A 13055-nucleotide genomic window follows, 5' to 3' on the forward strand; every position below is an offset into this window, starting at 1 on the left:
CATGAGCCGGACGCAGTTCCGCAAGCTCGCGCATGAGGCACTCGCCAGCGCCCCCGATCTCGCGGGCGTTACGCTTGTCTCGGCCTGGGCGGGGAACTTCTCCGCCAATGATCTGCCGGTGATGGGTGTGGCCACCCCGCGCGAGCGGGGGCGTCCGGGCACGCTCGCTTCCTTCGAGCGGGAGGTGCTCCTGCAGGTGGTGATCAAGCGGCTCGGGGCCGATGATCTGGAAGACCAGCTCGACCGTGATGCCGAGGCGATCAAGGCGGCGGTGATGGGGGCGTTTGGGGGCCAGCGCGTGACCCTCACGCCCGAGGAGGTCACCACAACGCTCAATGGCGAGGGCGAGGCGGTGATCGGCACCGCCGTTGTCAGCTTCACGCTGCACTATCTCAAACCCCTGCGCCGATGAGGCGCGGGGATCGTTCCTCACAGCAAAGGAGCTTCGCGATGCCGAAGGTCAAGAATACCGGGTCGAGCGATCTGACCCTGCCGAGCGGTCATGTCCTGCCCGCCGGCAAAGAAACCGAGCTGCCGCAACCGGTGCTCGATCTGATCGACAACCGCAACGTGCTGGGCGGGCGGATCCGCTCGGGCGCGATCATCCTCACGGCGGAGACCAAAGCCTCCAGCGCCACCCCCAGCAGCACTCCCGAGAAGAAAGGCTAAGCCATGACCCAACGCACCTATATCGGCGCCACTGTTGAAGTGGCCGAAGGCAAACCCGCGACGCTCGATGCGGCAGGCTTTGGCGCGCTCACCGGTTTTGCCGAAGTGGGCGAGATCACCGAGTTCGGCGAGATCGGCGACACCTCGGAAGATACCACCGAGACCACGCTCAAGGGTCGCACGCTGCACGTCAACGGCGCGCTCGATGGCGGGACCTGTGACTTCACCTTCCTGCTGACCGGCGAGACCGATGCGGGCCAGGAGATCCTCAAGGCCAAGTCCAACACCAATGAGGATGTGTCGGTAAAGATCACCGATCCCGATGGCGAGGTGATCTACTTCCACACCAAGGTCGCGAATGTCCGCGACCGCTCGCGCACGGCCTCGACCGCCAAGGGCATGACCGGCCAGTTCCGGATCAACTCGGCGCTGGTCCGCGTCGCCGCGGCCTAAGCCGACTGACAGAGATCTCCGGCGCACGGGGTTGCGCGCCGGAGCAGGGCGGTTGCGGGCGTGGTTCACCCGCAGTCGCCCTTTTGTTTGAACCCGAACCCTGAAGGATAAACCCATGGACTTCACCAAATTCGACAGCCGCTCGGCCGCAGACAAACCCGCCCGCCTGCATCTCAAGGACCCCGCCTCGGGCGAGGAGCTCTTTGCCGATGAGGCGCGGACCAAACCCTGCGTCGTGCTGGTGCGCGGCACCGAGAGCCGTGCGGTGCAATCGGCCCTGCGCGCGGTCCAGCGCGCCAAGCTGAAGGACAAGCCGAAGAAAGAAAGCGAGGAGGCCCGCACCCTCGAGGACCTGCATGCCCAGATGGTCGATGGCGCGGTGCCCCTAATCACCGGCTTCGAGAATATCGCGCGGGGGGAGGCGGCGCTTAGCACCTCCGAGGACGATCTGCGCTGGTTCCTGAACCTGCAGATGATCAACGGCCAAGAGGGCGAGAAGAGCTTCGCCGAGCAGGTGCTGGCCTTTGCCTCCAAGCGCGAAAGCTATCTGGGAAACGCAAACGCGCGCTGATCGCTTATGCAAGCCAGCTGGGCCATCTCCACTCCACGCCCAGATCGTGGAGCGAGACCCGGCTGGCCTTCGCCGAGCGTATGGGGCGGCCTTTGGGGCTGCCCGAACTCGATGCCGGGCGCTATCTGGTCGAGGCGATGATCCGCCTCGATCCGGTCCGCTCCACCGGCCTCGATCTGCGCGCCACCGACTGGCCCGAGATCAGCGCCTTCATGCAGGCCACAGGCCGGATTACCGAAGGCTGGGAGGCGGAGCTGCTCTTCGAGATGTGCGCGGGGTATTTTGCGGCACGTCAGGCGGGGGAAGATCCGTTGGCCGTGGGGAGATGTTTCAATGGCGAGTAGCCTTTGAAATATACCGCTTCTGTGATCCGGATCGCAAAGCCCTCTTTACATTTTGGAACTGGAGGCGCCTTTACCAGTGCAAAGCTGCATCCAGTCGGGGTATGTGATGACAGAAGTTACGCTTTACATCACGGGCGATAAGATCGCTTCTTATGCAACTGCCTCCTCTCAGGGTAATGCAAACAATAACTCTGGTGACGATCTGAAAGTGACTGTCACTGGGGTCAAGGCGTTGGGAACCGCTAGCGATTACTTCAAGGTCGTGGTGACACAAGTCAATGGCAACTATTTTGCCAATGGACAGTGGGTAACGATTTACGATTCCTCGGGCAATACCGTCGCGTCGCAGCTTAATCCCCAAGATGACGTGTTCAGCGGTCGTGCTTCCAGCTCGACCTATGAATTCCTATTCGGTGGAAGCTCTGGATATCTGATCGACCTAAGTGGTATTACGGATGGGACAATGACCTATGGGCCCATCTTCCCCGAACGGACGGAGACGAAGCTTCCATTCTCAGCCATGTCCTCGACCGAGCCAAGTGTGGATGATGCGGGTGACGTGCCATGTTTTACGCCCGGGACACTTATTCGCACGCCTGAAGGTCTACGCCTAATCGAGGATTTAAATATCGGAGACATGGTGATGACCCGCGATCATGGTGCGCAACCGATCGTCTGGTGTGGACGGACAGAACGTATTGGAATTGGACGCAACGCTCCGATAATGATCATGGCCGGTGCTTTAGGTAATAACCGCGACATGCTTGTCTCCCAACAACACCGTATGTTGGTCGAAGGTTTTCAAGCCGAATGTTTGTTTGGAGAGGACGAAGTTCTGGCTAGTGCCATACACCTCGTGAACGGGACGACGATCCGTATCGATCCGAGGCCAAGCGTGAGCTACTTGCACATAGCCTGCGAGCGACATGAGATTATTGAAGCGGACGGAGCCGCAACCGAGACGATGTTCTTTGGTGACAGTATCCTTGCCCAAATGAATGGCGAGCTACGGGCCGAACTCGAAGGTCTTTTTCCTGAACTCACTGATATGCACCTTGCGCCAGCAAGGCGTTGCTTACGGGCGTACGAATCCAAGCTGATAGCGTAACGCCAGATAGAGTGTCGCCCGCATCCCTTCGAATTGCCGTTACGACCGGTGCTCTTGCTCGCTTGCCCACGCAGCCTAGCTCGAAGCTAGAATGTTGTCGCATGTCGCCGACGGCGGTTTGTGGGGAGGGTTTACGGAAATGGCTAATGGCACCGTGAAGTGGTTTAACAGCACCAAAGGCTACGGCTTTATCGAGCCTGATGATGGAGGGGTGGATGTATTCGTCCATGTGACAGCGCTGGAGCGCGCGGGTTTGCGTGGTCTGAATGAGGGTCAGAAGATCAGCTTTGATTCCGAGATTGACCGTAACGGCCGGATGGCCGCAACCAACCTGGTGCAGCTATGAGCACTTCTGACGATTTTTTCCAGAAGGTGGAGCGGACCGAAGTCATCGCGACGAAACTGCCAGTATCTGGCGCGATGGAGACAAGCCAAGCCGACGCTGAGAGCATGCTGAGCGACGCTGCGCGTGTCCGCGACAAAAAGCGCATCAGAACCGATGCATCTTTCAAAGTCCTCCAAGCGGAGGAGCTCAAGAATCGCTCCGAGAAAACAGCGCGGCTTAAAGCGGCGAGACTTGCCCGCGACGCAGCGCGTTAACGAGCCGGGCTGCTGAGCCGTCTGGGCGTTCTTCAAAGATTTACAAGATCGCCGCTTCGCGCGGCACTAACCCCCAGGGGCGGACCTCACGGTCTGCCCCTTTTTCTATGTAAAAGAGGTGTGCCATGGCGATGGGCCAGATGGGTGCGATGCAGGCGAAGCTCGGGCTGGACCTGAGCCAGTTCCAGTCGGGGGCGCGGGCGGCGAGTGCCGAGGCGCAGAAGATGGCGGGCAATATCAATCAGGCCTGGGCGGGGGTGCGCAATTCGGTCGAGGTGAAGGCCGCACGGTCCTTTGACCAGCTGCGCGCCTCGATAGATCCGGCCTTTGCCGCGACCCAGCGCTATGCCGATATCCAGCGTCAGGTGGCTGGGTTTGTCGAGAGCGGCGTGGCCAGCCAGCGGGCGGCCAATCAGGTGCTCGAGCAGGCGGCGGCCAAATATCTCGGCGTGGCCACGGCGTCCGATCGGGCAGCACAGGCCGCGCGGGCGGGCGAGGCGGCGCAGGCGGAGGCCGCGCGCACGGTGCAAAATGCGGCGCGCAGCTACGAGAGCCTGCGGGCCTCGGTCGATCCGCTTTTCGCCAGCTCGCAGCGCTACAGGCAGGCGGTGGAGGTACTCAATGCAGCCCAAGCGGCGGGGGTGGTCGATGACCGTGCGCGGGCCAATACCCTGCGGCTTCTGGGCGAGCAGCTCTCGGCCACAAGCGGGGTGATGCAGCGCACGGGCGGGATCTCGGCGCGGATGTCCTCGGCGTTTTCCAATGCCTCCTTCCAGGTGCAGGACTTTTTTGTGCAGATCGCAGGCGGCACCGATGTGATGCGGGCCTTTGCGATGCAGGCGCCGCAGCTTCTGGGGGCTCTGGGCTTCTCGGGGAAGCTCGCGATGATCGGCTCGGCTTTGGGCACGCTGGTGGCCGTGGGCGCGGTGGTGCTGCCGATGCTCGGGGATTTTGGCAAGAAGGCCAAGGATATGGGCGAGGCGGTCGATGGTCTTGAAGGCTCGCTTGGGGATCTACGATCGGCCCTCGATGTCGCGGCTATCCCGATGGCGGCCCTGCGTAAGGAGTTCGGGCTCAATGCCGAGGCCGCCCGCGAGATGAACCTCGCGATACTGGATCTGGCGCAGCTGAAGGCGATGAATGATCTCGATGCCTCGACGGGCGCCCTGCGAGAGCGCTTCGCCGATCTGGTGGTGCAGGTGGACCGGTTCGATGCCGCGACCCGTCAGGCGGGCGGAGCGCTGCGCGAGGATTTCCTGACCATGGCGCAGACGAGCATCCGCCAGCTGCAGAGCCAGTTCGGGCTGACGATCATCGAGGCGCGCGGCGTGGCCGATGCGATGGCCAAGATCAATTCGGGCGATGTCGATCAGGTGGCGGCAGGGGCCAAGGATCTGACACAGGTGCTGATGTCGGTGAAGGATAGCGCGGGCCGTATTCCGCCCGATCTGCAGGAGGCGGCCTCGGCGGCCGCCCAAACGGCGATCGAGGCGCTGCGGTTGGCGGGCTATGCCGAGCAGGCCGAGAAGATCGCGGCCAATCTGCCGGTGGGGCTCAATAGTGCGGCCGATGCCGCCCAGCGTCTGGCCTCGGCCATGGCAGCGGCCACGGGCTTCTCGGCCAATCTCGATGCGCAGATCAGAACGCTCGATGTTCAGATCGAGGCCACGCGGAACAGGCAGAATGTGGCCAATGCCACGCGCATCGCGGGGCTCGAGCTGGAAGCGCAAGCGCGGCGCGATGCGGCGGTGGCCGCGGGCGAGGATGCCTTCGCCGCCGATGCGCGGCTCGCCATCGATCAGGCACAGATCAAGACGATGTCCGAGAAGCTCGCGACGCTCGACCAGCTGACGGCCGCGCAAAAGGCGTCGACCAAAGCGGACACCGCAGGGCTCAAGGCCGCGCAAAAGCTCGCAAAAGCACAGGCCAAAGAGGCCGAGCGCTGGCGCGATCTGATCGATCCGATGAACCGCTATCGCCGCGAGCTGGGCGAGCTGACGGCTTTGGCGAAGGAAGGTCTTCTGACGCCTGAGGAAGTTCAAAAGGCCATGGCGCAGCTCAATGCCGATCTGGCCGATAGTCTGCCGCTGGTGGGCGACCTCACAGACACGCTGGTCGATGGGCTCTTCACGGGGTTCCGCGGCACATTGGGGAGCATTGGCGATATGTTCAAATCCTGGCTCAAACAGATGATCGCCACGGCGGCCAAGAACCGCATTCTGGTGGCGATGGGCGTCACGGGCTCAGTCTCGGGCGTCGCCGGCACGGCCGCGGCGGGAACAGCGGCCACGGGCGTGATGCCCGGCGCCAGCCTCGGCTCCATCGCGACCAGCGGGCTGGGGCTTGCGGGCGTTATCGGCACCTCGGTCAATGCCTTCATCTCGGGTGCGGGCGGGCTGGTCACTAGCCTCACCGGCGCAGGCGGCGGGTTGGCGGCGGCGGGCACCTATCTCACCTCCGTTCTGGGCGGGGCGACCTCGGGGATTGCGGGCTTTGCGGCAGCCGTGGGTGCGATCGCGCTGCCAGTGGCGGCGGTGGGCTTTCTGATCTCGGGGCTCATCGGCAAGACCAAGGTGCTTGATACCGGCATCCGCGCGCTGATCGAGGACGGCGATGTCTCGGTGCAGACTTATCAGCGGATCGAGAAGTCCAAATGGTGGGGGCTCTCCAAATCGAAGAAGACCAAATATGCCACGGCCTCGAGCGCTGTGGCCGACCCGATCACGCAGGCCGTCTATGGCGTGCAGGATTCGGTTGCCGCCGCGGCCGCGGCGCTTGATATCGGGGCCGAAGCTTTCGACGGCTTTGCCTATGAGCTGAAGTTCTCCACCAAGGGCCTCTCGGAAGACGAGGCGCTGGAAGTGCTGCAGGACAAGCTCACCGAGTTGGGCGATGCCTATGCTGGCCAAGTGGCGGGGCTTGAGGCGTTCTCGGCCTCGGGCGAGGGCGCGATGGAGACCATCAACCGCCTGGCCTCGGCGCTGCAAACGGTGAATGCGGCGATGGATACGCTGGGCAACGCCTTCCGTGCCACGGGGCTGGTGGGGGCCGATATGGCAAGCCAGCTCACGCAGCTCTTCGGTGGTGACGAGGCCTTCGGGACGGCCGTCAGCAGCTATTACCAGGCGGTCTATTCCGAGAGCGAGCGGCTTGCCACGCTGACCCGTCAGACGACCGAGGCGCTGGCGGAGATGGGGATCGCCATGCCCAAGAGCCGCGATCAATACCGTGCGCTGGTCGATGCGATGGATCTGACCACCGAAGGCGGGCGGGAGCTCTGGGCCACGCTTGTGGGCATGGCCGGCGTCTTTGACGAGATCCTGCCGCAGGTGGCCTCCTTCACGGCGCAGATCGAGGCGCTCTCGGGGCAGGTCTCGACCTCGCTCGATGGCGCGATCACCGCCTATACCGCGGCGCAACAGGCCTCGGCGCAGGCGGCGACCAACTGGTATAAGGCCGCCGATAGTATCGCGGAGTTCGTGGCCGAGATGCGCGGGACGGCCTCGGCCATGACCTCGCCGCAATCGGCACTGGCCTTCTCGGCCGCGCGCTATCAGTCGACACTCGCCTCGGCCAAGGCGGGCGATCTCGATGCCACAAGCGGGCTGACCGGTGTGGCGCAGACCTATCTCGAGCGGGTCGCGGCCACGGCCAGCAGCGCGCTCGATGTGGCGCGTGCCCAGGCGCGGGTGGCCTCCGATCTGGGGCAGGTGGAAGGCATCGCCCAGATCGAGGGGGCGAAGTCCGAGGCCATCGCCAGCCTCACACAGGCACAGGTCGATCTGATGGCCGAGGCGCGGGATTATCTGGCGGCCGGCAATGCGCTGAGCGAGGAGCAGATCACCACGCTCGAGACGCAACTCGGGAGCCTTGATGACGCCATCACGGCGGCGGCCGAGATCAACTATGCGAGCCTGCAGAAACAGATCGATCTGGCGGTGGATGTGGTCGAGGATGCGAAGATCCCCGACTATCTGAAGGCGATGCTTTCCGACAGCGCCTCTGGTGTCACCCGTTATGTGGACTTCATCACCCGATCCGACCTCTCGGCCGATCAGAAATGGCTCGCGCTGACCGGGGCTTCGGAACATGTGAAGACGATCAGCCTGATCGCGGATCAGGGGCAGATCAGCGGGGATCTTCTGGATCTGGCGCTCACCTCGGCCGATACGCTGGTGAAGACCATCAGCTATATGTCGGGGACGCTGCTGCCCGCGGACCTGCAGGCGCTGGCGCTCGAGGATGCCTCGAGCCTTCTCAAATCGATCCGCTGGGTGGCGCAGAGCCTGCCCTCGGATCTGCGGGCGATCGTGTTCAACGATATCGACGCGCTCGACAAGGTGATCAACTTCCGCGTCGGGCAGTCGGTCTCGGGCTCCGTGCAGAAGCTGGCCCTGGGCGAGGCGGAAGAGTTCCGCCGGATCCTCGATCTGGTCTCAGGCAAGCTGGTCTCCTCTCGAGTGCAGGCGCTGGCGCTGGAAGACCCGACGGGCTTCCGGCGCAGCCTGTCGATCGTGGCAGGTGTGCTGCCTTCGGGGCGGGTGCAATCGCTTGCCCTCGATGCGGCCAAGGCCTTCACGCGTGTGCTCGACTTCCAGCTCGGGCGCACACCGCAGGCCAAGGTCTGGTCGCTGGCGCTCGCCACGACCTCCAAGCTGCAGAAGACGGTGAACCTGCTGACGGGGCGCACGCTCGATGCAGAGACCATGCGCGTGGCGCTGGCCGGCAATAGCGAGCTGGCGCGGGTGGTGAATGTGGCGCTGTCCTCCAAGGCGGATGCACGGGCGGTCAAACTCGCACTCGGCAATATCGGCGCCTATGCGGTGACGGTGAATGCGAGCTTCGGTAAGGGGATCACGGGCGATCTGCGTAAGCTCGTATTTGCGGGGCAGGGCAGCTATGCCGCGATGATCGAGGCGGCCTTCTCGAAAGGGCTCACCGCCGATCAGCGCCGGATCCTGCTCACGCAGCAGGGCGGCTATATCGCGCAGATCACAGGGGTGCTGGCGGGCAACCAATCCGCGCAGATCAAGGCGCTCCTCTTGAACGCCAACACATCGGCCGCGCGGGCGATCACCATCCGCGCGGGTTTTGCCAAAGGTCTGAGCTCCGATCAGCGGGCGGCGCTCTCGAGCGCGGCGCTCACCGTCTCGCGCATCATTGCGGGCACGGTGCGGCTCGGGTCGCTCTCGGGCGACCAGATCCGCATGCTCAGGGCCGCAAGCGGGACGCTGACCCGCACGCTCAAGGGCACGGTGGATCTCTCGGAGCTGACCGCGCAGCAGAAGAGCCTGCTGGCGGCGGTCTCGGGGGCGAGTGCGGGGAGGATCACACTGGGCGGGTCCTTCCGCTTCGATCCGAGCTCGGCTTTTGCGAGCCTGATGACCAATTCGGTCGCCACGCCCATGGCCTCGGCCAAGGCGGCGATGACCGGCTTGCGCGGGGCGCTCATCGATCTGCGCAAGGTTATGGATGAGCAGCTGGCCCAAGCCAGGGCGGCGCAGGCGCTGGCCAAGGCACAGGCGAGCCTCGCCACGCTGGCCGACCAGAAGGCCAGTGTCATCAGCACGGCCAGTTCGGTCATCGCGCAGATCAAGGCGCTCGAGCAATCGACGGGTGTCGATATCCGCAATGGCAATCGCGATGCCACGCTCGCCGTCGATGCGGAGGGCAAGGTCTCCTATGCGGCGACCCATGTCGATTACGGGCGCGGCGATGACATCTCGGGCTTCAGTCAGGCTTACTGGACGAAGGGCGGGCTCGAGGACCAGCTGGTCTCGCTGATCGGCGATGCGCCGGCGCTCGAGCGGAAGATGGCGGTGCTGCGCGCGCAGATTGAGGAAATGGGCGGCGTGCCGGCCTTTGCCCGCGGTGGCCATCACGCGGGCGGTCTGCGGCTCGTGGGCGAGAAGGGCCCCGAGATCGAGGCCACCGGTGCCAGCCGGATCTGGTCGGCCGATCAGACACGGCGGATGCTTTCGGGTGGTAACGGCGGCGGGCAGGGCGCTGACGCAGCGCTTCTGGCCGAGGTGAAGGCGCTGCGCGAAGAACTGGCCGGTATGCGCAGCGAACAGCGTCAGCTGGGGCTGAGCGGCACCAATGACATGCGCAAGCTGCGCATGATCGAAGAACGGCGGGAGGCGGAAGCGCAATGACACAAGCCCTGATGATCATCCCCGTGCCTTTGGGCGCGGGGAACATGCAGGCCTCGAATGTGGCCGAGGATGACTATGGCAACTGGGCCTCTGGCACGGCTTATGCGGTGGGCAATCGGGTCATCCTCACCGCCACCCATCGCATCTATGAGGCGCTGGCGCCTAGCTCGGGCGTGCATCCGGTCTCGGGCACGAATGCCGGGGACTACTGGGTGGAGGTCGGCTCGACCAATCGCTGGCGGGCCTTTGACGCCACGCTGGGGCAGGCCACCACGCGGGGGGAGAGCATCACCTATACGCTGGGGCTCCCCGCGCGGGTCGATGCGATCGCCTTCATCGATCTGGTGGCGATCTCGTTGCAGGTGGTGATCCGCGATGCGGGCGGCGGCGTGGTCTATGACCGCACGGCCGATCTGCTGGATACGAGCCAGATCCAGAGCTGGGCCGACTTCTTCACCTATGAGGACAGCTTTGACCCCGAGCAGGTCTTCGTCGATCTGGGCGCGCTCTCGGGCTTCACGCTCGAGATCACCATCTCCAATCCGGGCGGCACGGCCTCTGTGGCCGAGATCGTGATGGGGCGGGGGGAATATCTGGGCGATGTGCTCGATGGCTCGCGCTCGGGCTTTACCGATTACTCCCGCCGCGAGACCGATGATTATGGCAATGTCTCGATCGTCAAACGCCCGACGGCCCGCAAGGCCGAATGGCAGCTGGCCTTTGACACGGCCGCCAATCGCCGGATCCAGCGCGCGCTCGAGCAGGCGCGCGGCGCGCCGGCCTATTTCTACCCGGGCGACGGTATGACGCCCTTCGCCCTCGCGGTCTACGGCGTGGCTGATGACTTCTTCCCCGCGCTCTCGGGCGGCGGGCGCACGATTGCAACCCTTACATTAACTGGAGTGGCCTGATGGCAAAACCCACCTATACCCCACCGCCCAACGAGGCCCCGATCCTCGGCGACCCGAGCTTTGCGGCCAAAGCCCAAGGCTTCCTCGGCTGGTTCCCCGTCATGGGCGAGTACATGCAGGGCATGGGCGAGTGGATCGAGACGATGATCGGCGATGTGCCCTCGGACAATATCGCGGCCTTCGCGCATCTGGGTGGCGCGGCCAACAAGCTGCCTTATTTCACAGGGGCAGGTGCCATGGCCATGGCGGATCTGACGGCGGATGGGCGCAGCCTGATCGGCCAGAGCGGGGTGCTGAAGGCCAATGGTGCGGTGCTGGGCGGCACGGGGATCCAGCAGGATGCCTATGACACGACGCTTTCGCGTATTCTTAAAACCGGCGCGTTCGGCCTTGGCATCCCCGCAGGCACAAGTGGTATGGCGACATATGACATGTCGGACTTCTATGCCAATTCGTCAGGCATCTACTTCTTGGGCGGGAGTGGCGGAGCGCCGACGAACTGGGGCACGATGTGGGTGATGACCCACTCGACCTATGCCAAAACGCTGCTCTATCAGGATTCGGGCGGCAGGCGGATGTTTATCGGCAGGCATAATTCCGACAGCTCGCTGACCGGTTGGTTCGAGGTCTTCACGGAGAACAATGTGGTCGGGACCGTAGGGTATGACGGCACGAAACCGACCGGCGCCGTGATCCAGACCGGTTCGAACGCGAATGGCGATTACACCCGCTTTGCGGACGGAACGCAGGAATGCTGGAACAAGGTCTCGCTGGCCTATGAAGGGCCGACGCTCATCAGCGCCTCATGGACCTATCCGGCTGCGTTCTCATCGATCCCCGTGCTGCAAACGACGCTGAATGTCTCTTCGCTTTCGGCGAATGTCGGGCCCACAGGTCTTGCCGTCTGTGGGGTCGGTACCCCGAGCGCGACAGGTACTGCGGTACGCCTTTATCGCTCTGCGGGAGCCACGGATTTTGCCAGTGGAAATTCCGCGATTGTCCATGTCAGAGCCACAGGTCGCTGGCGTTAAGGAGACGCTCATGAATATCATCTTCTCACCCATCGTCCGCCGTCCGGGCACCGATTACGAACTCCACGAACTGTCCGTGGAGGGCGACACCCTCAGTGTCAACGGCACCGAGTTCACTCTGACTGCGCTGGAATATGACGCAGAGACGGGCCTCGCCGGCTACATCCAGAGCGCCACGCAGGCCAGCGGCGACTGGACCGTCACGCTGCTCCTGCCGATCGGCGACAACGCTTCCGAGGCGCAGCGCTTCCCTGATTCTGTCACGGTGACCAGCGGGCCGGTGCCGCTGCCGGCGCCACCCGAGCCTGAGCCCGACCAGACCAGCACAGAAGACGCAGGATGACCCGCCCCCGAGGCGGGATTTTTTATGAGCGAAGCGAGGGGCGCATGTTCTCCAAACCTATCGAATACTGGGCGGTGCTGGCGGGGATGGTGATCTATGTCGCCACCCGCGACGCCGAACGCGAGCCGCTCGTCAAGCGACTCGCCAAGACCGCCGCCAGCGCCTTCCTGACCGTGGGGCTCTCGCCCTCGGTTGCGCCCTATGTGCGCGGCTCCGAAGTGCTGGCGGCGGTGGCGATCATGTCGGTCGGGCTCATCGTGCTCGATGTGCTCACCGCCATGGTCCGTGATCGCGATTTCCTCAAGGACATGATCCGCAAGAAGCTGGGGGGCGGCAAATGAGCGATCACATCAAAACCGCCATCCGCGCCAACCGCCTGCCGATCTGGGTGCTGGCCACGATCGCGGTGCTGGCCGTGGCCGAGCCGTGGATCCGGCAGGCGCAATCCTCGCGGCCCTGGCGCGACTTCACCGGCCAGACGCCCTTTGTGGCGGTGAAGGTGACCTCCTCGAGCGTGACGCCCGAGGGGCTGCAGCTGATGGGCGATATGGTCAAGCGCCGCTGCGAATATCGCGGGCTCGCCGCCTATGTGGTGATCGGCGGCACCAGCTACCGTGCGGTGGTCGATACCTCGGCTGAGGAAGAACTACGTCCGCCGGGCTCACGTCCGCCTAACCGCCTCAAACAGCCCTGGGGCCCATGGGAGATCGTCTGGCCGGCCGCCAAAGCCATCCCCGAGCGCTACGAGCTCTGGGCCTATCACCAATGCTCGCGCGAGAAGACCGTGCAGGTGAACCTGTTTGTTGAGGGGAAATGGGAGGGGAGGTAGTGGGCGCGGCTGTCACCTGAGTAACGCCGCGCCCGTACATC

Annotated in this window: 14 protein-coding genes; all 14 read left to right on the forward strand. The window is 64.0% G+C overall.

The features are described from left to right. Window position 1 precedes the first annotated feature (1 nt). On the forward strand, window positions 2-412 hold the full coding sequence (locus tag WDB91_RS09280; protein ID WP_339112283.1) for a hypothetical protein: 411 nt from the start codon (window positions 2-4) through the stop codon (window positions 410-412). 38 nt (window positions 413-450) lie between these two features. Next, complete coding sequence (locus WDB91_RS09285; RefSeq protein WP_339112284.1) at window positions 451-669, forward strand: hypothetical protein; 219 nt, start codon at window positions 451-453, stop codon at window positions 667-669. Between the two features lie 3 nt (window positions 670-672). Then, a complete protein-coding gene (locus WDB91_RS09290; RefSeq protein WP_339112285.1) occupies window positions 673-1122 on the forward strand; it encodes a hypothetical protein in 450 nt (149 codons plus the stop codon). A gap of 115 nt (window positions 1123-1237) precedes the next feature. After that, on the forward strand, window positions 1238-1693 hold the full coding sequence (locus WDB91_RS09295; RefSeq protein ID WP_339112286.1) for a hypothetical protein: 456 nt from the start codon (window positions 1238-1240) through the stop codon (window positions 1691-1693). Between the two features lie 92 nt (window positions 1694-1785). Continuing rightward, window positions 1786-2037 carry a hypothetical protein gene (locus tag WDB91_RS09300; RefSeq protein WP_339112287.1) on the forward strand — a complete coding sequence of 84 codons (252 nt, stop codon included), beginning with the start codon at window positions 1786-1788 and terminating at the stop codon, window positions 2035-2037. Between the two features lie 106 nt (window positions 2038-2143). Next, entirely contained in the window at window positions 2144-3145 is a 1002-nt protein-coding gene (locus WDB91_RS09305) for a Hint domain-containing protein (RefSeq protein WP_339112288.1), read from the forward strand. Between the two features lie 139 nt (window positions 3146-3284). Further along, window positions 3285-3491: a cold-shock protein gene (locus tag WDB91_RS09310; RefSeq protein ID WP_339114496.1), complete on the forward strand. Its 207-nt coding sequence runs from the start codon at window positions 3285-3287 to the stop codon at window positions 3489-3491. Then, the gene (locus WDB91_RS09315; protein WP_339112289.1) at window positions 3488-3745 is read left to right on the forward strand and encodes a hypothetical protein; all 258 of its coding nucleotides are present in this window, start codon (window positions 3488-3490) and stop codon (window positions 3743-3745) included. The genes WDB91_RS09310 and WDB91_RS09315 overlap by 4 nt, the downstream gene beginning before the upstream one ends. Before the next feature lie 125 nt (window positions 3746-3870). Next, on the forward strand, window positions 3871-9900 hold the full coding sequence (locus WDB91_RS09320) for a hypothetical protein (RefSeq protein ID WP_339112290.1): 6030 nt from the start codon (window positions 3871-3873) through the stop codon (window positions 9898-9900). After that, the gene (locus WDB91_RS09325; protein WP_339112291.1) at window positions 9897-10811 is read left to right on the forward strand and encodes a hypothetical protein; all 915 of its coding nucleotides are present in this window, start codon (window positions 9897-9899) and stop codon (window positions 10809-10811) included. The genes WDB91_RS09320 and WDB91_RS09325 overlap by 4 nt, the downstream gene beginning before the upstream one ends. Next, window positions 10811-11842, forward strand: coding sequence for a hypothetical protein (locus WDB91_RS09330; protein WP_339112292.1), 1032 nt, complete (start codon window positions 10811-10813; stop codon window positions 11840-11842). The genes WDB91_RS09325 and WDB91_RS09330 overlap by 1 nt, the downstream gene beginning before the upstream one ends. Window positions 11843-11852: 10 nt before the next feature. Continuing rightward, window positions 11853-12185, forward strand: a complete 333-nt coding sequence (locus WDB91_RS09335; RefSeq protein WP_339112293.1) for a hypothetical protein — start codon at window positions 11853-11855, stop codon at window positions 12183-12185. 44 nt (window positions 12186-12229) lie between these two features. Then, on the forward strand, window positions 12230-12526 hold the full coding sequence (locus WDB91_RS09340) for a hypothetical protein (protein WP_339112294.1): 297 nt from the start codon (window positions 12230-12232) through the stop codon (window positions 12524-12526). Next, complete coding sequence (locus WDB91_RS09345; RefSeq protein WP_339112295.1) at window positions 12523-13014, forward strand: hypothetical protein; 492 nt, start codon at window positions 12523-12525, stop codon at window positions 13012-13014. The genes WDB91_RS09340 and WDB91_RS09345 overlap by 4 nt, the downstream gene beginning before the upstream one ends. Window positions 13015-13055 lie beyond the last annotated feature (41 nt).

This window comes from Thioclava sp. GXIMD2076 (assembly GCF_037949795.1).
Classification (GTDB): domain Bacteria; phylum Pseudomonadota; class Alphaproteobacteria; order Rhodobacterales; family Rhodobacteraceae; genus Thioclava; species Thioclava kandeliae.